23 protein-coding genes are annotated in these 21,666 nt (G+C 54.6%); 19 read left to right on the top strand and 4 right to left on the bottom strand.

Annotation, left to right across the window (positions count from 1 at the left end; genetic code table 11):
* Nucleotides 1–15 precede the first annotated feature (15 nt).
* Nucleotides 16–570: a toxin YdaT family protein gene (locus C3406_RS04575; protein WP_103823755.1), complete on the bottom strand. Its 555-nt coding sequence runs from the start codon at nucleotides 568–570 to the stop codon at nucleotides 16–18.
* Between the two features lie 2 nt (nucleotides 571–572).
* The gene (locus C3406_RS04570; RefSeq protein WP_103823754.1) at nucleotides 573–800 is read right to left on the bottom strand and encodes a transcriptional regulator; all 228 of its coding nucleotides are present in this window, start codon (nucleotides 798–800) and stop codon (nucleotides 573–575) included.
* A gap of 118 nt (nucleotides 801–918) precedes the next feature.
* Here C3406_RS04570 and C3406_RS04565 point away from each other — a divergent pair, with 118 nt between their 5' ends.
* The 7 genes from C3406_RS04565 (at nucleotide 919) to C3406_RS04540 (ending at nucleotide 6,805) form a co-directional block, all read left to right on the top strand.
* On the top strand, nucleotides 919–1,341 hold the full coding sequence (locus C3406_RS04565) for a helix-turn-helix domain-containing protein (RefSeq protein ID WP_103823753.1): 423 nt from the start codon (nucleotides 919–921) through the stop codon (nucleotides 1,339–1,341).
* A 257-nt stretch (nucleotides 1,342–1,598) separates the two neighbouring features.
* Nucleotides 1,599–1,721, top strand: coding sequence for a hypothetical protein (locus C3406_RS26725; RefSeq protein WP_255410189.1), 123 nt, complete (start codon nucleotides 1,599–1,601; stop codon nucleotides 1,719–1,721).
* Entirely contained in the window at nucleotides 1,718–1,900 is a 183-nt protein-coding gene (locus tag C3406_RS04560; RefSeq protein WP_103823752.1) for a DUF1482 family protein, read from the top strand. Before C3406_RS26725 ends, C3406_RS04560 begins: the two co-directional genes overlap by 4 nt.
* A 44-nt stretch (nucleotides 1,901–1,944) precedes the next feature.
* A complete protein-coding gene (locus C3406_RS04555) occupies nucleotides 1,945–2,286 on the top strand; it encodes an Rrf2 family transcriptional regulator (protein WP_199182731.1) in 342 nt (113 codons plus the stop codon).
* Nucleotides 2,287–2,423: 137 nt separating this feature from the next.
* The gene (locus tag C3406_RS26420) at nucleotides 2,424–5,396 is read left to right on the top strand and encodes a 3'-5' exonuclease (protein ID WP_233210532.1); all 2,973 of its coding nucleotides are present in this window, start codon (nucleotides 2,424–2,426) and stop codon (nucleotides 5,394–5,396) included.
* Between the two features lie 52 nt (nucleotides 5,397–5,448).
* The gene (locus C3406_RS04545) at nucleotides 5,449–5,694 is read left to right on the top strand and encodes an excisionase (protein WP_059359847.1); all 246 of its coding nucleotides are present in this window, start codon (nucleotides 5,449–5,451) and stop codon (nucleotides 5,692–5,694) included.
* Entirely contained in the window at nucleotides 5,675–6,805 is a 1,131-nt protein-coding gene (locus C3406_RS04540; protein ID WP_103823751.1) for a phage integrase Arm DNA-binding domain-containing protein, read from the top strand. Before C3406_RS04545 ends, C3406_RS04540 begins: the two co-directional genes overlap by 20 nt.
* 117 nt (nucleotides 6,806–6,922) lie before the next feature.
* On the opposite strand, the gene icd is transcribed toward C3406_RS04540, so the two are convergent.
* Complete coding sequence (gene icd, locus C3406_RS04535) at nucleotides 6,923–8,173, bottom strand: NADP-dependent isocitrate dehydrogenase (RefSeq protein WP_103823750.1); 1,251 nt, start codon at nucleotides 8,171–8,173, stop codon at nucleotides 6,923–6,925.
* A gap of 117 nt (nucleotides 8,174–8,290) precedes the next feature.
* Here icd and rluE point away from each other — a divergent pair, with 117 nt between their 5' ends.
* The 8 genes from rluE to C3406_RS04495 all read left to right on the top strand — a co-directional run bounded on the left by rluE (nucleotide 8,291) and on the right by C3406_RS04495 (nucleotide 16,097).
* Nucleotides 8,291–8,962, top strand: a complete 672-nt coding sequence (gene rluE / locus C3406_RS04530; protein WP_103823749.1) for a 23S rRNA pseudouridine(2457) synthase RluE — start codon at nucleotides 8,291–8,293, stop codon at nucleotides 8,960–8,962.
* Complete coding sequence (locus C3406_RS04525; RefSeq protein ID WP_103823748.1) at nucleotides 8,955–9,428, top strand: NUDIX domain-containing protein; 474 nt, start codon at nucleotides 8,955–8,957, stop codon at nucleotides 9,426–9,428. Before rluE ends, C3406_RS04525 begins: the two co-directional genes overlap by 8 nt.
* 41 nt (nucleotides 9,429–9,469) lie before the next feature.
* The gene (gene mnmA / locus C3406_RS04520; protein WP_139157103.1) at nucleotides 9,470–10,579 is read left to right on the top strand and encodes a tRNA 2-thiouridine(34) synthase MnmA; all 1,110 of its coding nucleotides are present in this window, start codon (nucleotides 9,470–9,472) and stop codon (nucleotides 10,577–10,579) included.
* 27 nt (nucleotides 10,580–10,606) lie between these two features.
* Nucleotides 10,607–11,236 (top strand): high frequency lysogenization protein HflD, encoded by a 630-nt coding sequence (gene hflD / locus C3406_RS04515; protein ID WP_103823746.1) that lies wholly within the window; start codon nucleotides 10,607–10,609, stop codon nucleotides 11,234–11,236.
* A gap of 19 nt (nucleotides 11,237–11,255) precedes the next feature.
* Nucleotides 11,256–12,626: an adenylosuccinate lyase gene (gene purB, locus C3406_RS04510; RefSeq protein ID WP_103823745.1), complete on the top strand. Its 1,371-nt coding sequence runs from the start codon at nucleotides 11,256–11,258 to the stop codon at nucleotides 12,624–12,626.
* A gap of 124 nt (nucleotides 12,627–12,750) precedes the next feature.
* Nucleotides 12,751–13,422 carry a two-component system response regulator PhoP gene (phoP, locus tag C3406_RS04505; RefSeq protein WP_039028964.1) on the top strand — a complete coding sequence of 224 codons (672 nt, stop codon included), beginning with the start codon at nucleotides 12,751–12,753 and terminating at the stop codon, nucleotides 13,420–13,422.
* Entirely contained in the window at nucleotides 13,423–14,886 is a 1,464-nt protein-coding gene (gene phoQ, locus C3406_RS04500) for a two-component system sensor histidine kinase PhoQ (protein ID WP_103823744.1), read from the top strand.
* An 89-nt stretch (nucleotides 14,887–14,975) separates the two neighbouring features.
* Entirely contained in the window at nucleotides 14,976–16,097 is a 1,122-nt protein-coding gene (locus C3406_RS04495; protein ID WP_103823743.1) for a ribosomal protein uL16 3-hydroxylase, read from the top strand.
* 148 nt (nucleotides 16,098–16,245) lie between these two features.
* Here C3406_RS04495 and pepT read toward each other — a convergent pair whose 3' ends face one another.
* The gene (gene pepT / locus C3406_RS04490) at nucleotides 16,246–17,469 is read right to left on the bottom strand and encodes a peptidase T (RefSeq protein ID WP_103823742.1); all 1,224 of its coding nucleotides are present in this window, start codon (nucleotides 17,467–17,469) and stop codon (nucleotides 16,246–16,248) included.
* A gap of 248 nt (nucleotides 17,470–17,717) precedes the next feature.
* On the opposite strand from pepT, the gene potA reads away from it, so the two are divergent.
* Genes potA through potD form a run of 4 tightly spaced genes read left to right on the top strand, consistent with a single transcriptional unit; the run spans nucleotide 17,718 to nucleotide 21,526 of the window.
* On the top strand, nucleotides 17,718–18,854 hold the full coding sequence (gene potA, locus C3406_RS04485; protein WP_103823741.1) for a spermidine/putrescine ABC transporter ATP-binding protein PotA: 1,137 nt from the start codon (nucleotides 17,718–17,720) through the stop codon (nucleotides 18,852–18,854).
* Nucleotides 18,838–19,695 carry a spermidine/putrescine ABC transporter permease PotB gene (potB, locus tag C3406_RS04480; RefSeq protein WP_103823740.1) on the top strand — a complete coding sequence of 286 codons (858 nt, stop codon included), beginning with the start codon at nucleotides 18,838–18,840 and terminating at the stop codon, nucleotides 19,693–19,695. The genes potA and potB overlap by 17 nt, the downstream gene beginning before the upstream one ends.
* A complete protein-coding gene (gene potC, locus C3406_RS04475) occupies nucleotides 19,692–20,480 on the top strand; it encodes a spermidine/putrescine ABC transporter permease PotC (protein ID WP_103179124.1) in 789 nt (262 codons plus the stop codon). The genes potB and potC overlap by 4 nt, the downstream gene beginning before the upstream one ends.
* Entirely contained in the window at nucleotides 20,480–21,526 is a 1,047-nt protein-coding gene (potD, locus tag C3406_RS04470) for a spermidine/putrescine ABC transporter substrate-binding protein PotD (protein ID WP_103823739.1), read from the top strand. The genes potC and potD overlap by 1 nt, the downstream gene beginning before the upstream one ends.
* Nucleotides 21,527–21,666: the final 140 nt, after the last annotated feature.

The following is a 21,666-nucleotide window of genomic DNA, read 5'->3' as shown; positions in this document are numbered from 1 at the left end:
TTGGTCAAAACTCAATTACGTAAAAAGTGGGGCTAGGGCCTGAAGGTGGGCGATCATCACGCCAGCAAGCTCTCCTGGTAACAATGCAGCGTTGGCAAGGAGGTTTTCAAAGCCCTCCTTCGCTTGTTTCGCGTTCGGCAGACCCAGCAACTTTGCCTGGTGATGCTCGCCGGTCTCTTTTATTGCATCGGCCACCAGCTCGATATCGGTTTTACCCTGTCGAAGGCCATGCTTTCTGGCGATCTCAATGGGCATTGCCAAACTGATCGCGTTTGCGAGCTGCATGACGTGAGCCGTGTACTTGCTGGAGTTGGTTTCGTTTTTCAGGTAGCGATAGAGGTTCTGCTTGTTCACTGTTATCCCTCTGCCACCCTCCCGAGCCCACTGTTCGGCCACCAGCTGCGTAATAACGTCCTGCGCCTGCCCGGGAAGATTGAGCTCCCATTCACGAACAGCTGCCAAGATAGACTGGCGGCGTAAGTTGTCTCTGCGGCGAGGTTCATAATGATTTTTCGATTTCAGCGGAGCGGCGTTCTGCTGGTTAATATGTTGAAAAGTTACCGAGTGCATGGTCAGGCATCCTTTTGAGGTAAACCATCGGTGGGGTTTGGATACAGATCAGGGCGCAACTCGTGAGGAGTTACTTTGAAATTCACTACCTCGCTCACTTTGAGAACCAGTTCTCCAGGGATTTTATTTTTAAACCAGCCGTTTACTGTCTGGGCCCTTCTCTTCATCCGGCGCCCAAGTTCAGCCTGGCTGCAGACGCTTAAGAGCTTTTTTTGAATAGATGTGTTCATTGGTTCATCTCAGTTGGTATCGATGAAGGCCAATAAATCAAATTTAATCGATAACGTCAAATTATTTCGATAAGAGAGACTACAGAAAAAATCTGTATAATTGGTTTTAAGTATCTGAATGGATAAAGAGATGAACTTCGGAAAGAGATTACTAAAAGCGATTAATGAGCTCGGGATATCCCAATCTGAGCTGGCACGCAGGCTTGGCGTTAAAGCTCAATCTGTTAATGGTTGGTGTAACTCCGACATATTGCCTCGCTCTGAAATTTTGAACCGCCTTCCCGCTGCCACGGGGTATCCGATTTCCTGGTTCTTTATGGAAGATAACGAGCCTAAAGAGGACCTTGATCCATGGGCGCCAAAGCCTTCACTTAAACCAGCGACTGAGTTGCAATCTAAACTTATTGAGGTTTTTGAAGAACTTCCTACCGACGATGAAAAAGAAAAAATAATCAGGATGATAGAGCTTCGCCTTAAGGAACTTGATGATTTCGCAACCTCTTATTTACAAAAAAGAAATCTGATCCCTCCAGCCAAGTAATCCTTCAACGCTCCTCTGTTCCGCTATAGTAGGCTAATTCTGACCTACCGCTTTTTTACGCCCCCACCTATCAATTTAATTTGACTATTATCGATTAATTCGATAATAATTCACCCATCCCAACAAGTCATCCAGGCAGGACGCCCACGTAGTAGCTGCCGGCGGCATATGAAACACCGGATGAGATGACAAAAACTATCGCGCAGCAGGCTTTACCGTTCCGTCGGCCAGACGCAAAGGGTAACAAGGAGATAACCATGATCGACTACGCACGTAACCCCGTAAGACAGCAGGCTATTCGCCTCAATATCATTGAAGTTCTGATCCGCAAGTTCTGCTACTTCATGGCGCAGAAAGGTAATCCAGAGCTCAACGCATGAGCTCGCTCTTCGCCTTAATCATTACCGTCTGCGCCCTCACCGGGGAATGCTCAGACATCATGCTCGGGGTTTATAAGACCGAGGTGGTTTGTGAAGCAGCTGCCGTAGAGCAGCACGTGAAAGGACAGTGTTACCCGTACAAATCGGCTGCCGACCAACAGCCAGCGTTACATTTTTAATCGAGTTTTTACCAATGGCCTGACTGGCCCTGAAGGGATCCATTATGGAATTTGGAATGAAAAGAGTGATGGCATCCGTCCAGGCTGTTGCTGTTCTGGACAGAATCTACTGCGGCACACCAGTTCCGCTGGCCACGCTGAGTAAAGAAATGAAGCTCTCGGTTTCCTACCTGGAGCAAATCTTCAAGCGGCTGCGCAGCGGCAACCTTGTAACCTCACACAGAGGGCCCGGTGGTGGTTACAGTCTGAGTGAAGGTGATATCTCAGTTTCCGCAGTAATCCGCGCAGTGAGCAAGATCCCGTCGAACACCGCGTTCGACCCGGTGCTTGATGCGCTGGAAAGCGTACTTGTCTCCCAGCTGGTAAACAAAACCAGCTCCCAGTAAGCACAAAACCCGCGCAAGGCGGGTTCAGTACCCGGTCAGCCGACCAAAGCTTTCCGGAATCGAGTTTTGACCAATGACCAATACCTAAGCAGCGCTCATTAGCTGTTGGGTATCTTACACCCAAAAGAGGCTCCACCATGGAATTTTTTTATCAGATTAAGGCAACCCAGAAATCAGGTAAGCAAGATGCAGTGATTTGGTTCACTGCGAAAAGCGAAGCGCGCGCCGCCCTGACGCTCGATGTTGCGTTGGAAGATGCTGGCATCGAAACTGGCCGCGGTAAGGACTACTCCAAGCCTATCCGCACCGACATGCCAGTTATTAACGATCTGCCAGAGGAAGGTTCCGTCTGCTTTGAGTTCTGTAAGCGCTACGCCCTGGCCGACGACCAGCGCACCTGGAACGTAATCCCCGGTGCCGCGGATCATGGTGAAACCACCATCGCCCCGGCCAGCACGATTACCACCACCAGCGATGCGGGCCTCCCCGCCACGACGGAAACCTCCACTGATACCGTTGATGCGGGCAACACTTCTCTGCTTGAAAATCGCACCCCCGCTGTCCGCTACGCCGTCCATTTGCTGGGCGACAAATACCATTCGGAGATCAGCCAGGAGCAGCTGATAGTCGCTACTGAATTGGTGATGGATGAGGGAATTGTTTACTTCCAGAACCTGCTGCAGACCAAAAATGATGTTCCTGATGTGAGCGAACTCAGCCTGCATGCCGAGTGGAAACTGGTGCAGGCCGTCAAAGACGTCTTCCCGCAGGATAATGAACACGAACCCGCGCTACTGGCCACCTTCATGTCGAGCTGGATTGAAGCCGAAGCTGGCGATCGCAATCAGCTGGTTGATGACTGGAAGAGTGGAAAGCTCCCGGCTACTGCGGAAGACGATGTGGGCACCACCTCCGAGAATGTCTGTGATGCAGTGAGGGAGTTCCGCGAACGTGAACTCCCGGTATTAACGACCGTCGCCACCCTGCCTTTCCGTCAGCGTCTTCTGGCGCAGTACATCGCCGACAAGCAGTATTTCTACCACGTCGACGAAGAGCAGAAGAAAACCATTCTGAAGCTCGAGCTAGATGTGGACAACAGCTACGTGCAGAACATGATTCTGGCCGCCGAAAATGTTGATGGCTTCAAGAAAGCACATGAGCCCGACATCTGGAAAGTGGTCAGTGCTCTGAAAACCATCTTCCCAGTTGATGGAAAACGCACAGAGCTGTCTGTCGTCATCCAGTTCTTCAAAGCGTGGTTCAGCACCGAGCACATTGACCGCGGGATCCTGACGCGCGAATGGGCCGCCGGCAACCGCATCAACAACGTACAGCGCACTGACGCCGGAACCAATGCCGATGGCGGGTATGTCACTGATCGCGGCGCTGACGCACACCATACCCTGGATACCCTCGATCTAGAGATCGCCTGCGCCCTGCTGTCGATGGACTTTAACCATCGGGAAATCCCGGGCAGCATCGCGCGCCGTGGCAAAGATATCGTCGCGAACAAAGAAGAGCCATGGAAATCATGGAGCAAAATCCTGCGCAACCAGCCTGGCATTCTGGCAGTGAACCGCGCGGCCATCTTCAACCTGGTGCGCATCGCGCCAGTGAAAATCCACCTGAACCCGGTTGCTCATCTGGAGTTCGTTAACCAGACGATGACGGCTGAATTCAATGCTGCAACTGAGTTGCTGCCACTGCCTGCGCCAGCTGCTGAACCTGAGGTGCCATCAACACAGCCGGGCGGCGGCGGAAAAACCGATCGCAACCCTAACTACAAACCCGACTTTGACGGGCTCGATACTGAGATTGCTTTGGCAACGCTGCCAGCGGATTTCAATATTTACGACATCCCAAGTGATGTTTTCCGCCAGGGGAAGGCTATCGTCGCAGCGAAAGACAGTCCGTTTAAAGAATGGTCTGAAGCTTTGCGCGCAACGCCTGGCGTTCTGAACTATTCACGCGCAGCCATCTTCGCGCTTATCCGAAGTGCTCACCCTGAGCACTACAAACAGCCTAGGCGTCTTGCCGTATACATCAACGCGAACCTGACCGAAACCGACCACGAGAATCCTTCAGCGGAAATGCTGGCGGCGGCGCGCCACACCCCTGAAGTGAGCTGGGAAAAAGAAATTAACGAGAAGATTGAAGCGGAAAAAGCAGCGTTATCCAGCCAGCCACAGGTCGCGAACCTCGGCGGCGGCGTGTTCTCCATCGAAGGCCTGATGAACGAAAAACAACCAGAAAATGATGACCGTTCACCGGTTAATGAGGAGACCACCAGCGATGTGCAGATGGAAGAGACTAACCCGGCGGAAGGAGAAAATAGTGATGCGGTTTCACCAAGCGAAGGCGCTGATGCAGCTGCTGCGCAAACAGATGCCGTGGCGGGAACTATCTGCACTGGCTGTGGTACCGAAGGTGGCGGCGGTTGCCCTGACTGTGGTGCCGTGGCTGGCGATGCAACCTATGCGGTAATGGAGGCGGGACTGAAAGATGAGCTGGAAGTGTTCGAGCCTGATTCCGTAAATTCGGAAACCATGTTCACGCACCTGATGGTGGATCTCGAGACAATGGGCAAAAAGCCGGGCGCGCCGATTGTTTCTATGGGGGCGATATTCTTTGACCCGGCCAGCGGGGAAACCGGTGCTGAATACTATCAGGTGATCAACCTTGAATCGTCGATGTCATTCGGGGCCAGACCGGACGCCAGTACCATCCTCTGGTGGCTGAAGCAATCGCCGGAAGCCCGATCTGCAATCGTGGTGGATGATACGGTCGGTCTGGTGGAAGCGCTGGAGCAATTTCTCGACTTCATTGCTGAAAACGCGGCTAACGGCTCGAAGAATGTTCAGCTCTGGGGGAATGGCTGTTCGTTCGATTGCTCGTTTCTGGAAGCCGCTTTCGAGCTGGCCGATACGCCCTTCCCGATCCCGCACTGGAACTATCGGGATGTGCGTACCGTCGTCGAACTGGGCAAAGCTGTTGGGTTGAACTCGCGCTACGACATCCCTTTTGAAGGCGATCAACACAATGCCCTGGCCGACGCCCGCCACCAGGTCAAATACGTATCAGCTATCTGGCAGCGCCTGACAGCAATCTGATTTCAGTTTTTCAGCCAATGGCCCGTTTCTGGGCCATTATGAGGTAAAGCATATGATCCAGATGTTAACTCTCGAAGAATGGGCCGCTGAAAAATACAGAAGCAACCCTCCAAGCGTGTCGACACTTCGACGATATGCGAAGCAGAATCAGTTCTCTCCACCAGCTATGAAGCAGGGCCGCTTATGGCGTGTTCGTGAAGATGCTGAACTGGTAGGTGAATTGACCGCGCCGGTAGTTAAGAAAAACGACTCCATATTGCTGCAAAGGATTTTGAACGATGGCTGCCAGACCACGTAAAAACAATGTATCCGTTCCGAACCTTTACCCCCTCTACAGCAGGAAGGTGAATAAGGTTTACTGGCGCTATAAACATCCAGTCACTGGCAAATTCCATGCGTTAGGCACTGATGAGGCCGAAGCTGTAGCGATCGCCACGGAAGCAAACGAGCGCCTGGCAGAACAGAGGACCCGGCAAATTCTGGCGATCAGCGACAGGATCGCCACCAGCAAAGGTAAGGCGATCACGGTATCAACATGGCTCGACCGATACTGGAAAATTCAGGAAGAGCGTCTGGTGACGGGCGATATCAAGCTGAACACGTTCAAACAGAAAAGCAAGCCGGTTTCGTTGTTGCGAGAGCGTGTCGGAATGAAGTTGCTGCCATCAGTGGATGTCCGCGATATCGCGCAATTGCTCGATGAGTACGTCACAGCCGGTCAGCCGCGAATGGCCCAAGTAGTTCGGACAGTGTTGGTTGATATTTTTAAAGAAGCGCAGCATGCGGGTGAGGTTCCTCCGGGTTACGATCCTGCCTCAGCGACCAAAAAGCCCCGCCGAAAAATCACCCGCCAGCGCCTGAGTCTGGAGGAATGGCAGCGCATTTTCGATATTGCGGACAGTACCCATCAATATATGGGGAATGCAATGCTGCTGGCATTGGTGACGGGCCAGCGCCTCGGTGATATTTCCAATATGAAGTTTAGCGATGTCTGGGATGATCACCTGCACGTACTGCAGGAAAAGACAGGGAGCAAAATTGCCATCCCTCTATCGCTTCGTCTCAACGCAATAAACTGGAGTTTGCGGGATATAATTTCTCGATGCAGGGATTATGCCGTCAGCCCTTATCTGGTTCATTTTTTCAGAGCCACCTCTCAAGCGGAACGTGGCTCGCAGGTTAGATCCAATACGCTGACCACAAATTTCAGCAAGGCCCGTGACAAAGCAGAGATACCACTGGAAGAAGGCAAGACGCCGTCTACTTTTCACGAGCAGCGTTCTTTAGCGGAAAGGTTATATAAAGCGCAGGGTGTGAACACGAAAGAGCTTCTTGGGCATAGGTCCCAGCAGCAGACTGATGGCTATCATGATGACCGTGGGAAGGACTGGACGACAATCGCGATATAGGATTTTGGGGTGGGGTTTTGATAACTTGTTTTGATAAACTTTTGATAACCGTTCGAAAACTAATAATAAAAAACGGGAACCAACAGGCTCCCGTTCACATACAACCCGAAAACAGGATTACATGTTTTCGATGATTGCGTCACCAAACTCTGAACATTTCAACAGCTTAGCGCCTTCCATCAGACGTTCGAAATCGTAAGTTACGGTTTTGGCGTTAATCGCGCCTTCCATACCTTTAACGATCAGGTCTGCGGCTTCGAACCATTCCATGTGACGCAGCATCATCTCTGCGGACAGGATGATGGAGCCCGGGTTCACTTTGTCCTGACCAGCATACTTCGGTGCGGTACCGTGGGTCGCTTCGAACAGGGCGCACTCGTCGCCGATGTTCGCGCCAGGTGCGATACCGATGCCGCCAACCTGCGCCGCCAGGGCGTCGGAGATGTAGTCACCGTTCAGGTTCATACAGGCGATAACGTCGTATTCCGCCGGACGCAGCAGGATCTGCTGCAGGAACGCATCGGCGATCACATCTTTAATGATGATCTCTTTGCCGGTGTTCGGGTTCTTGATCTTCTGCCATGGGCCGCCGTCAATCAGCTCACCACCGAACTCTTCCGCCGCCAGCTGGTATCCCCAGTCTTTGAAGGAACCTTCGGTGAACTTCATGATGTTGCCTTTGTGCACGAGGGTCACAGAGTCACGGTCGTTGGTGATCGCGTACTCAATCGCTGCACGGACCAGGCGCTTGGTGCCTTCTTCGGAGCACGGTTTGATACCGATACCGCAATGTTCCGGGAAGCGAATCTTCTTCACGCCCATCTCTTCGCGCAGGAATTTGATCACTTTCTCTGCTTCGGCAGAGTCGGCTTTCCACTCGATACCCGCGTAGATATCTTCGGAGTTCTCACGGAAGATAACCATGTCGGTCAGTTCCGGGTGTTTAACCGGGCTTGGCGTGCCCTGATAGTAACGTACCGGGCGCAGGCAGACGTACAGGTCAAGTTCCTGACGCAGCGCAACGTTCAGGGAGCGAATACCGCCACCAACCGGAGTCGTCAGCGGGCCTTTGATGGCAACGCGGTAGTCACGGATCAGATCCAGCGTCTCGGCTGGCAGCCAGACGTCCTGGCCATAAACGTGGGTAGATTTTTCACCGGTGTAAATTTCCATCCAGGAAATTTTACGCTCGCCTTTATAGGCCTTCTCAACAGCGGCATCCACCACTTTCAGCATCGCTGGGGTGACGTCAACACCGATACCGTCACCTTCGATGAACGGGATAATCGGATTGTGTGGGACGTTCAGCTTACCGTCTTGCAGGGTGATCTTTTTACCTTCCGCCGGAACTACTACTTTGCTTTCCATTAACCTCTCCTTCGAGCGCTTCTGGTTGTTACTGATCTTATGTTAATAATTTGTAATGAGCCCACCGATAGTACCTGAATGTCTGGCGCCATGAAAGCCATTCGTTATTAGGCTATAATGCGGCAATTGATAACGTCTGAAAATACCATGCAAAAAACTTCTTTTAGAAATCACCGGGTTGAACGATTCAGCACACGACAAGCCACCAGACCGCGTAAGCCACGCGCGGCAACACGCGTGATCGTGTTCAATAAACCTTACGATGTCCTGCCGCAGTTTACCGACGAAGCCGGGCGCAGCACCCTGAAAGATTACATCCCCGTCCAGGGGGTTTATGCCGCAGGCCGGCTCGATCGCGACAGCGAAGGGCTGATGGTCCTCACCAACGACGGTGAACTGCAGGCCAGGCTAACCCAGCCCGGTAAACGCACCGGCAAAATCTACTATGTGCAGGTGGAAGGCGTCCCGGATGAAGAGGCGCTGGCGGCATTGCGTAACGGCGTGACGCTGAACGACGGCCCTACCCTGCCCGCGGGCATTGAGCTGGTGAATGAGCCAGAGTGGCTCTGGCCGCGCAATCCGCCGATCCGCGAGCGTAAATCCATTCCCGTATCCTGGATCAAAGTCACCCTTTATGAAGGCCGCAACCGCCAGGTGCGTCGTATGACGGCCCATGTCGGGCATCCGACCTTACGCCTGATTCGCTATGCGATGGGCAGTTACACGCTGGATTCTCTCGCCAACGGTGAATGGCGGGATGTTACCGTTCAAGGAGAGCATCATGTTTAAGCCGCACGTCACGGTGGCCACGGTTGTACACGCCCGGGGCAAATTTTTAGTGGTGGAAGAGACCATTAACGGCAAAGCGTTATGGAACCAGCCTGCGGGTCATCTTGAAGCCGATGAGACGCTGGCTCAGGCCGCGCGGCGCGAGCTGTGGGAAGAGACCGGTATTGATGCCGAGCCTCAGCATTTCATCCGTTTACATCAGTGGATCGCGCCGGACAAGACGCCGTTTCTGCGCTTTCTTTTCGCCATTGAGCTGGGCGAAACCTGCGCCACCGAGCCGCATGACAGCGACATCGATCGCTGCCTGTGGGTGGATGCCGACACCATTCTGACCGCGCCCCATCTGCGCTCGCCGCTGGTTGCCGAGAGCATTCGCAGCTACCTTTCCGGCCAGCGCTTGCCGCTGGAGACGATCGGAGAATTTAACTGGCCGTTTACAGAGGGTGTCAATGCCGGGGGCGCGTGATAGAATACGCCGCCTTGAAGTTCAATGTCGTGAGTATTCCAATGTCTGAAAGCCAAAAAAAAGTGATCGTCGGCATGTCCGGCGGCGTCGATTCTTCCGTCTCTGCCTGGCTGTTGCTGCAACAGGGCTATAAGGTTGAAGGCCTGTTCATGAAGAACTGGGAAGAGGACGATGGCGAGGAATACTGCACTGCCGCTGCGGATCTGGCTGATGCGCAGGCGGTCTGCGACAAGCTCGGCATTGAGCTGCATACCGTCAATTTTGCCGCAGAGTACTGGGATAACGTGTTCGAACATTTCCTGGCTGAATATAAAGCCGGCCGCACGCCGAACCCGGATATTCTCTGCAACAAAGAGATCAAATTTAAAGCCTTCCTCGAATTTGCCGCAGAAGATCTGGGTGCTGACTACATCGCCACCGGCCACTACGTGCGCCGCGCGGATGTCGACGGCAAAAGCCAGCTGCTGCGCGGGCTCGACGGTAACAAAGATCAGAGCTACTTCCTCTATACCCTCGGCCACGAACAGATTGCCCAGAGCCTGTTCCCGGTGGGTGAGCTGGAAAAACCAGAAGTGCGTAAAATCGCCGAAGAGCTGGATCTGATTACCGCGAAGAAAAAAGACTCAACCGGTATCTGCTTTATTGGCGAGCGCAAATTCCGTGAGTTCCTGGGCCGCTATCTCCCTGCCCAGCCGGGTAAGATCGTGAGCGTAGATGGCGATACCATCGGCGAGCATCAGGGGTTGATGTATCACACCCTGGGCCAGCGTAAGGGCCTCGGTATCGGCGGTATCAAAGAGGGTAGCGAAGATCCGTGGTACGTTGTCGATAAAGATGTCGAAAACAATATTCTGATTGTGGCCCAGGGTCATGACCATCCGCGTCTGATGTCCGTCGGGCTGATTGCCCAACAGCTGCACTGGGTCGACCGCGAGCCGCTGAAAGGCACGCTGCGCTGCACGGTGAAAACCCGCTACCGTCAGACCGATATCCCCTGCACCGTGACTGCGCTTGATGACGAACGCATTGAAGTGCGTTTCGACGAGCCGGTCGCCGCCGTGACCCCGGGTCAGTCTGCTGTCTTCTACAGCGGTGAAATCTGCCTTGGCGGCGGTATCATCGAACAACGCCTGCCGCTGACCGCGGTTTAATGCGATAACACACAGAAAGGAGCAAGTGTGGCGAAGAACTATTATGACATCACCCTGGCGCTGGCGGGAATTTGCCAGTCTGCCCGTCTGGTGCAACAGCTGGCGCATCAGGGTCACTGCGATGCTGACGCGCTGCACGTTTCGCTCAACAGCGTCGTGGATCTGAACCCCAGTTCAACCCTCGGCGTGTTTGGTGGTAGCGAAGCGAATCTTCGTCTCGGTCTGGAAACCTTGCTCGGCGTGTTAAATGCCAGCAACCGTCAGGGGCTTAACGCCGAACTGACGCGTTATACCCTCAGCATGATGGTGCTGGAGCGTAAGCTGAATGCCGCCAAAGGGGCGATGGATACCCTCGGTGAGCGCATTACCGGCCTGCAGCGCCAGCTGGAACATTTCGAGCTGCAGTCCGACACCTTACTCAGCGCCATGGCGGGCATCTATGTGGATGTTATCAGCCCACTGGGGCCGCGTATCCAGGTGACCGGCTCCCCTGCCGTATTGCAAAGCCCACAGGTGCAGGCCAAAGTACGCGCCTCCCTGCTCGCCGGTATTCGTGCCGCGGTACTGTGGCAACAGGTCGGCGGTGGCCGCCTGCAGCTAATGTTTTCTCGTAATCGCCTGACTACTCAGGCAAAACAAATTCTTGCTCATTGTTAACCTCCCGGAGTTGCGAACTATGGAATTATCCTCACTGACCGCCGTTTCCCCTGTCGATGGACGCTACGGCGATAAAGTCAGCGCGCTGCGCGGGATCTTCAGCGAATATGGTCTGCTGAAATTCCGCGTACAGGTTGAAGTACGCTGGCTGCAAAAGCTGGCCGCGCAGGCAGCAATCAAGGAAGTTCCTGCTTTTGACAGCCAGGCAAACGATTACCTCGATAAAATCGTCGCAGAGTTTAATGAAGAAGATGCCGCGCGCATTAAGACTATTGAGCGCACCACCAACCACGACGTGAAGGCGGTTGAATATTTCCTGAAAGAGAAAGTGGCAAGCGTCCCGGCCCTGCACGCGGTATCAGAATTTATTCACTTCGCCTGTACCTCAGAAGATATCAACAACCTCTCCCACGCGCTGATGCTCTCTACCGCGCGTGAAGAAGTGGTGCTGCCATACTGGCGCAAAATCATCGATGCGGTGAAAGCCCTGGCAGTAGAGTATCGCGATATCCCCCTGCTCTCCCGTACCCACGGCCAGCCTGCAACCCCTTCCACCATCGGCAAAGAGATGGCGAACGCCGCCTACCGTATGGAGCGTCAGTACCGCCAGCTTGAGCAGGTGGAGATCCTCGGTAAAATCAACGGCGCCGTGGGTAACTATAACGCTCACATCGCAGCCTACCCGGAAGTGGACTGGCACCAGTTCAGCGAAGAGTTTGTCACCTCTCTGGGGATCCAGTGGAACCCGTACACCACCCAGATTGAGCCGCACGATTACATTGCCGAGCTGTTTGACTGCATCGCGCGCTTCAACACCATTCTGATCGACTTCGACCGCGACATCTGGGGTTACATCGCCCTGAACCACTTCAAGCAGAAGACCATCGCCGGTGAAATCGGTTCATCCACCATGCCGCACAAGGTCAACCCAATCGACTTCGAAAACTCCGAAGGCAACCTGGGTCTGGCAAACGCGCTGCTACAGCACATGGCCAGCAAACTGCCGGTTTCCCGCTGGCAGCGCGACCTGACCGACTCCACCGTGCTGCGTAACCTGGGCGTGGGCATCGGCTACGCGCTGATTGCGTATCAGTCTACCCTGAAGGGTGTGAGCAAGCTGGAAGTGAACCGCGAGCGTCTGCTCGACGAACTGGATCACAACTGGGAAGTGCTGGCGGAGCCAATCCAGACCGTAATGCGTCGCTATGGTATTGAGAAGCCGTACGAAAAACTGAAAGAGCTGACCCGCGGCAAGCGCGTCGATGCCGAAGGCATGAAGCAGTTTATCGACGGTCTGGCCCTGCCAGAAGAGGAGAAAACCCGTCTGAAAGCGATGACTCCGGCAAACTACATCGGTCGCGCCATTGCTATGGTTGATGAGCTGAAATAACGCTTTTTACCCTCTTTCCGCCCGGAAAGAGGGTTCCTTTCCCCCGGTTTACGAAATGTTTATCCCCGCCGCAACATAATCAGCGTTAAACTACTCTGACCATTCATATTAGGGAGAAGCGATGATGCGCGTACTGGTTGTTGAGGATAATGCGTTGCTACGTCATCACCTGAAAGTTCAGCTTCAGGAGATGGGGCATCAGGTGGATGATGCTGAAGATGCCAAAGAAGCCGATTACTATCTCAATGAACATCTGCCCGATATCGCCATCGTTGACCTGGGTCTGCCTGATGAAGATGGTCTGTCGCTGATCCGCCGCTGGCGCAGCCACGATGTCTCTTTGCCGGTGCTGGTTTTAACCGCCCGCGAAGGCTGGCAGGATAAGGTTGAAGTGCTCAGCGCCGGTGCCGATGACTACGTCACTAAACCTTTCCATATTGAAGAGGTTGCCGCCCGCATGCAGGCGTTGATGCGCCGCAACAGCGGTCTGGCCTCGCAGGTGATCTCCATTCCGCCGTTTCAGGTCGATCTCTCCCGTCGCGAACTGGCGATAAATGACGAGGTGATTAAGCTGACGGCTTTTGAGTACACCATTATGGAGACGCTGATCCGTAACAGCGGCAAGGTGGTGAGTAAAGATTCCCTGATGCTCCAGCTCTACCCTGACGCGGAGCTGCGCGAAAGCCACACCATCGATGTTCTGATGGGTCGTCTGCGTAAAAAAATTCAGGCGCAGTACCCGGAGGATGTCATCACCACCGTGCGCGGGCAGGGCTATCTTTTCGAATTACGCTAAATGAAAAATCTCCTGCGTCACTTTCTGCCGCTGTCGCTGCGGTTTCGATTCCTGCTGGCGACAGCAGTAGTGGTGCTGGTGCTCTCCCTGGCCTACGGCATGGTCGCGCTGGTGGGCTACAGCGTCAGTTTCGACAAAACCACCTTCCGCCTGCTGCGTGGCGAAAGCAATCTCTTCTATACTCTCGCCAGATGGGAAGACAATAAAATTAGCATCGATATGCCGGAGCATCTGGATCGCCAGAGCCCGACCATGTCGCTGATTTATGATGAAAAAGGCAAGCTGCTTTGGGCCCAGCGCGACGTGCCGTGGCTGATTAAAAGCATCCGCCCGGAGTGGTTAAGAGCCAACGGCTTTCATGAGCTGGAAGCCAATGTTGATGCCACCAGCGTGCTGGTCGGTAACGACCGGAACATGCAGCGGGAGCTGGCCGAGATCCGCGAAGATGACGACGACAGCGAGCTGACCCACTCGGTGGCGGTAAATATCTACCCCGCAACCCTCCAGATGCCCCAGCTGACGATTGTGGTCATCGACACCATTCCGGTTGAGCTTAAACGTTCCTATATGGTGTGGAACTGGTTCGTCTACGTGCTCGCCGCCAACCTGCTGCTGGTGATCCCCCTGCTCTGGCTGGCCGCCTGGTGGAGCCTGCGCCCTATCGAGTCGCTGGCGAAAGAGGTGCGCGAGCTGGAAGAACATCACCGTGAAAAACTCGACCCGAACACTACCCGGGAACTCACCAGCCTGGTGCGCAATCTTAACCGGCTGCTGAAAAGCGAGCGCGAACGTTACGATAAGTACCGCACCACCCTCACCGATCTGACCCACAGCCTGAAAACCCCGCTGGCGGTCATGCAGAGCACGATGCGATCCCTGCGCAGCGCCAAGCTGAGCGCCGAAGAAGCAGAACCCGTGATGCTGGAGCAGATCAGCCGTATCTCCCAGCAGATTGGTTACTACCTGCACCGGGCCAGCATGCGCACCGGCAGCACCCTGCTGAGCCGGGAGCTGCACCCCGTCGCCCCGCTGCTCGACAGTCTGACTTCGGCGTTGAACAAAGTTTACCAGCGCAAGGGGGTGAACATCACCCTCGATATCTCCCCGGAAATCAGCTTCGTCGGCGAAAAAAATGACTTTATGGAAGTGATGGGCAACCTGCTGGATAACGCCTGTAAATATTGCCTGGAGTTTGTTGAAGTCTCCGCCCGTCAGGGAGAGGACCAGCTGCATATTATCGTTGAGGATGATGGCCCCGGGATCCCTCAGGGCAAACGTGACCAGGTCTTCGATCGCGGCCAGCGCGCCGACACCTTGCGCCCCGGTCAGGGGGTCGGCCTTTCGGTCGCCCGGGACATTGTGGAGCAGTATGGCGGCAGAATCGAAACCAGCGACAGCCTGCTGGGCGGTGCCCGAATGGAGGCAATTTTTGGTCGTCAGCATCTGACAAGCGACGATAGTTAAACCCCAGGGTGAAAAAAGCGTGATTCTCACACGCAGGCTGCCGAGCTTCCGTTATAATCCGAGTCATTAAAAGCCTGCGGAATATAAATATGGATTATCAATTAGCTCTTAACTGGCCCGACTTTATCGAACGTTACTGGCAAAAACGTCCGGTTGTCCTGAAACGCGGCATCGCCAACTTCGTCGATCCGATCTCTCCCGATGAGCTGGCTGGCCTGGCCATGGAGAGCGAGGTCGACAGTCGTCTCGTCAGCCATCAGGACGGTAAATGGCAGGTGAGCCACGGCCCGTTTGAAAGCTACGACCACCTTGGCGAGAGCAACTGGTCGTTACTGGTGCAGGCAGTTAACCACTGGCACCAGCCCGCCGCAGCCCTGATGCTGCCATTCCGCGCCCTGCCCGACTGGCGGATGGACGATCTGATGATCTCCTTCTCTGTGCCCGGGGGCGGCGTTGGCCCGCATCTGGACCAGTACGATGTGTTTATCATCCAGGGTACCGGCCGCCGCCGCTGGCGCGTGGGTGAAAAGGTGCCGATGAAACAGCACTGTCCGCACCCCGACCTGCTGCAGGTCGATCCGTTTGTCGGCATCATCGACGAAGAGCTGGAGCCGGGCGATATTCTCTATATTCCACCGGGCTTCCCGCACGAGGGCTACTCCCTTGAGAACTCGATGAACTATTCAGTCGGTTTCCGTGCCCCAAGCGGTCGCGAGATGATCAGCGGGTTTGCCGACTATGTTCTGCAGCGTGAACTGGGCAGCCACCGCTTCAGCGATCCGGCGGTCCCTTCCCGCGAACATCCGGCCGATATTCTGCCGCAGGAGCTGGATCAGCTGCGCGGAATGATGCTGGAGATGATCAATCAGCCGGAACATTTCAATCAGTGGTTCGGGGAGTTTATCAGCCAGTCCCGTCACGAGCTGGACGTCTCCCTGCCAGAGCCGCCGTATCAGCCGGATGAAATCTATGATGCGCTTCAGCAGGGCGACAAGCTGGCACGTCTGGGTGGATTGCGGGTGTTACGCATTGGCGAAGCGGTGTATGTCAATGGCGAGCAGCTGGATTCCCCGCACCGTCCAGCGCTGGAGGCCCTTGCCAGCCATATGGTGCTGACTGCCGATCATTTCGGCGATGCGCTGGACGATCCGTCGTTCCTCGCGATGATGGCCGCGCTGGTGAACAGCGGGTACTGGTTCTTCGAGGACTGAGTCGTTTGTGGGTTGCCGGGCGGCACTGCGTTTGCCCGGCCTACAACGTCGTCTGTGACAACGCCCGGTGGCGCTTCGCTTACCGGGCCTACAAAATCGCACCCGTAGGCCGGGTAAGGCGTAGCCGCCACCCGGCGTCAAACGGCGACTATTGTTTTGCGGTGAGCTCCGCAATCCGCACAATCACCTGCACCGCTTTTTCCATCCCCTCGAGGGTCACGAACTCATGCTTGCCGTGATAGTTATAGCCTCCGGTGAACAGATTGGGGCACGGCAGCCCCATAAAGGAGAGCTGCGCGCCATCTGTGCCGCCGCGGATCGGCTTGAGCTGCGGCTCGACGTCGCAGTCGCGCATCGCCTGCTGTGCCACCTCAAGGATGTAGGGATGCTCGATCACCTTTTCATGCATATTGTAATAGCTGTCTTCGATGACCAGCTCAATGTAGCAGTCCGGGTGGAGTCCTTTGCCCACCTTTTTCGCGATATCCATCATCTTGCGTTTGCGCGCTTCAAACCCTTCGCGGTTGAAATCACGGATGATGTAGTGCATATCCGCGCGGTCCACCGTCCCTTTGATGCTGGTGAGGTGGTAGAAGCCCTCATAGCCTTCGGTTTTTTCCGGGCTTTCATCTTCCGGGACTTCGGCATGAATGCGCGCCGCCAGCGACAGCGCGTTCACCATCACCCCTTTCGCGGTGCCCGGGTGGACGTTGTTGCCGACGATACGGATATTCACCGATGCCGCATTGAAGTTCTCGAACTCCAGCTCACCCACGCCACCGCCATCGACGGTGTAGGCCCAGCGGGCATCGAACGCCTCAACGTCAAAATGCTTCGCCCCTTTGCCCACCTCTTCATCGGGGGTAAAGGCCACGCGGATATCGCCGTGCGGCACGTTGTTGTTCTTCAGCACCGCCAGCGCGGTCATGATCTCGGCAACGCCCGCTTTGTCATCAGCCCCCAGCAGCGTTTTGCCGTCGGTGGTGATCAGGGTCTGGCCGAGCAACTGGTGTAATACCGGGAACATCACCGGCGACAGCACTTCGTCACCGACGCCAAGGGCGATATCACCGCCCCGATAATTCTCAACAATCTGCGGATTGACGTTTTTACCGCTAAAATCCGGTGAGGTATCGACATGGGAAATAAAGCCAATGGCAGGAATATCACCGCTCACATTCGCAGGTAGCGTGCCCATTACCGTCCCTTTTTCACTTAAGGTCACGTTAACGAGCCCCAACTCCTCCAGCTGGTTTTTTAACAGCTGCAACAGCTTCCACTGCCCTTCGGTGCTTGGCACCTGGCGGACACCCGGCTTAGATTGGGTATCCAGCGATACGTACTGTAAAAAACGCTCAAGTAATTTATCCATGCAGTCACCCTCACTTTTCGTGACAACATTATCAGTAAGCAGCAAAACCCAAATATTGCGTCAGGTCACTTTTATCCCGTAAACGAGAATATTTCCGTTTCTCTCGTCGTTTGCTAATAAATGTAGCTTATCAATGGGTAACAAGGATTGGCGATTGCAGCGCTTTTCCGTAGAATGTCCGCCCTCATTACGTTTCACCAAGGTGGTTAACCACAAACCCCGCTGCGATAAGCATTTGCAGCGTCGATATGGGACTGAATCAAAAATTGAATACACAACCAGCTTCACTGTCACCGTTGGTGCAACTGGCCGGAATTCGTAAAAGCTTTGACGGAAAAACCGTCATTTCCGACCTGGATTTAACGATCAACAACGGCGAATTTCTTACACTACTTGGCCCTTCAGGCTGTGGTAAAACGACAGTGCTTCGCCTTATCGCCGGGCTGGAAAACGTCGATCGCGGTCACATCCATCTGGACAGTCAGGACATTACCCAGGTGCCTGCTGAACACCGCCACGTCAATACCGTCTTTCAAAGTTACGCGCTTTTCCCGCACATGACGGTTTTTGAAAACGTCGCCTTTGGCCTGCGGATGCAAAAAACGCCCGCCAGCGAAATCACCCCGCGCGTCACCGAGGCTCTGCGTATGGTCCAGCTTGAAGCCTTCGCTCAGCGTAAACCGCACCAGCTTTCAGGTGGACAGCAACAGCGTGTCGCCATCGCCCGCGCTGTGGTTAATAAACCGCGCCTGCTGCTGCTGGATGAGTCCCTTTCCGCGCTGGACTACAAGCTGCGCAAGCAGATGCAGAACGAATTAAAGGCGTTGCAGCGTAAGCTCGGGATCACCTTTGTCTTTGTCACCCACGATCAGGAAGAGGCTTTGACCATGTCCGATCGCATCGTGGTGATGCGCGACGGCAAAATCGAGCAGGACGGCACGCCGCGCGAGATCTACGAAGAGCCGAAAAACCTGTTTGTCGCCAGCTTTATTGGCGAAATCAATATCTTCAGTGCTACCGTTATTGAACGACTCGACGAGCAGCGGGTGCTGGCTAACGTCGAGGGCCGCGCCTGCAATATCTTCGTCAATTTTGCCGTTGAGCCGGGACAGCAGCTGAACGTTCTGCTGCGTCCGGAAGATCTACGCGTTGATGAGATCCACGACGAAACCGAGGTCGAAGGGCTAATCGGCTATATCCGCGAGCGCAACTACAAAGGCATGACGCTTGAGTCAGTCGTTGAGCTGGAAAACGGCAAGATGGTGATGGTCAGCGAATTCTTTAACGAAGACGATCCTGATTTCGACCACTCGCTCAATCAAAAAATGGTCATTAACTGGGTAGAAAGCTGGGAGGTTGTGCTGGCTGATGAAGAACACAAGTAAATTCCAGAATGTGGTGATCGCCACTATCGTCGGTTGGCTTGTGTTATTTGTCTTTTTACCCAACCTGATGATCATCGCGACCAGCTTCCTGACCCGTGACGACGCCCATTTTGTCTCGCTGGTCTTTACGCTGGAAAATTACGCGCGCCTGCTGGACCCGCTCTATTTCCAGGTCCTGCTCCATTCGCTCAATATGGCGCTGATAGCCACCGTAGCCTGCCTGGTGCTGGGGTATCCCTTTGCCTGGTTCCTGGCGAAGCTGCCGACGAAAGTGCGACCGCTGCTGCTGTTCCTGCTGATTGTGCCCTTCTGGACCAACTCGCTGATCCGCATCTACGGCCTGAAGATCTTTCTCAGCACCAAAGGCTACCTGAACGAGTTTCTGCTGTGGCTGGGCATTATTGATACCCCGATCCGCATCATGTTCACTCCCGGCGCGGTGATTGTGGGGCTGGTCTACATCCTGCTGCCGTTTATGGTGATGCCGCTTTACTCCAGCATTGAGAAGCTGGATAAACCCCTGCTGGAGGCGGCAAGGGATCTGGGCGCCAGCAAAATCCAGACCTTTATCCGCATTATCATCCCCCTGACCATGCCGGGGATCATTGCCGGCTGCCTGCTGGTGATGCTGCCGGCGATGGGGCTGTTCTACGTGTCCGACCTGATGGGCGGAGCTAAAAACCTGCTGATCGGTAATGTCATCAAGAGCCAGTTCCTCAATATTCGCGACTGGCCGTTCGGTTCGGCCACCAGTATCACCCTGACCCTGGTGATGGGCCTGATGCTGCTGGTCTACTGGCGCGCGTCGCGGCTGCTTAACAGTAAAGGGGAACTTGAATGATCGGTCGACTGCTCCGCGGCGGTTTTATGACCGCGATTTATGCGTACCTCTACATTCCGATCATTATCCTGATCGTGAACTCCTTTAACAGCTCGCGCTTTGGCATTAACTGGCAGGGTTTTACCACCCAGTGGTACAGCCTGCTGGTGAATAACGACAGCCTGCTGCAGGCGGCGCAGCACTCCCTGACGATGGCGATCTTCTCGGCCACCCTCGCCACCCTGATTGGCTCCCTGACGGCGGTGGCGCTCTATCGCTACCGTTTTCGCGGTAAACCCTTCGTCAGCGGCATGCTGTTTGTGGTGATGATGTCACCGGACATCGTGATGGCCATCTCGCTGCTGGTGCTCTTTATGCTGCTGGGGGTGCAACTGGGCTTCTGGTCCCTGCTCTTCTCGCACATCACCTTCTGCCTGCCGTTTGTGGTGGTGACGGTTTACTCCCGTCTGAAAGGCTTTGACGTGCGGATGCTGGAGGCGGCGAAAGATCTGGGTGCCAGCGAGATGACCATCCTGCGCAAAATTATCCTGCCGCTGGCGATGCCTGCCGTGGCCGCGGGATGGCTGCTCAGCTTTACCCTGTCGATGGATGACGTGGTGGTTTCGTCATTCGTCACCGGGCCGAGCTATGAAATTCTGCCGTTGAAGATCTATTCGATGGTGAAAGTTGGCGTCTCACCGGAGGTGAACGCGCTGGCGACCATACTGTTGATGTTATCGCTGGTTCTGGTGATTGCCAGCCAGCTTATTGCTCGTGATAAAACAAAATCTCAGGGGACGTATTAATGAAAAAATGGTCACGCCACCTGCTCGCGGCAGGCGCTCTCGCAATGGGTATTAGCGCTGCACACGCGGACGACAGTAAAACGCTCTATTTCTATAACTGGACCGAGTATGTGCCGCCAGGCCTGCTGGAGCAGTTCACTAAAGAGACCGGCATCAAGGTTATCTACTCGACCTACGAGTCGAATGAAACCATGTATGCCAAGCTCAAAACTTATAAAGATGGCGCCTACGACCTGGTGGTCCCGTCGACCTATTTCGTCGACAAGATGCGCAAAGAGGGCATGATCCAGAAGATCGACAAATCGAAGCTGAGCAATTTTTCAAACCTCGATCCGGAGATGCTCAACAAGCCGTTTGACCCGAATAACGATTACTCCATTCCGTACATCTGGGGCGCAACGGCAATTGGGATCAACAGCGAAGCGATGGATCCTAAATCGGTGACGAGCTGGGCCGACCTGTGGAAACCGGACTATAAAGGCGAATTGCTGCTGACCGACGACGCCCGCGAAGTGTTCCAGATTGCGCTGCGTAAGCTGGGCTACTCTGGCAACACCACCGATCCGAAAGAGATTGAAGCGGCTTACCACGAGCTGCAAAAACTGATGCCTAACGTGGCCGCCTTCAACTCCGACAACCCGGCGAACCCGTATATGGAAGGGGAAGTCAACGTGGGGATGGTGTGGAATGGGTCGGCCTACGTCGCGCGTCAGGCCGGTACGCCGCTGGAAGTGGTGTGGCCTGCAGAGGGCGGGATCTTCTGGATGGACAGCCTGGCTATTCCGGCCAATGCTAAAAACGTGGACGGTGCCCTGAAGCTGATTAACTTCCTGCTGCGCCCGGATGTGGCAAAACAGGTGGCAGAAACCATCGGCTATCCGACACCAAACCTGGCCGCCCGCAAGCTGCTGAGCCCGGAAGTGGCGAATGACAAGTCGCTCTACCCGGATGCACAAACCGTCAGCAAAGGCGAATGGCAGAACGATGTGGGCGATGCCAGCCGCCTGTATGAAGAGTATTACCAGAAGTTGAAGGCTGGTCGTTAATGCAATACTATGCCGGGTTTCGACCCGGCATAACTGAATGGTACAAGGATAAGTACATATGAAGCTGAACGATAACGTTCTTTATTCTCTTTTTTCTGCATCGACATTATTTTTACTACCGTTAACAAGACATGAGCATT

The sequence above is a fragment of the Leclercia sp. LSNIH8 genome (assembly GCF_002920195.1).
GTDB lineage: Bacteria > Pseudomonadota > Gammaproteobacteria > Enterobacterales > Enterobacteriaceae > Enterobacter.
This window is presented reverse-complemented; position numbering and strand designations above follow the sequence as displayed.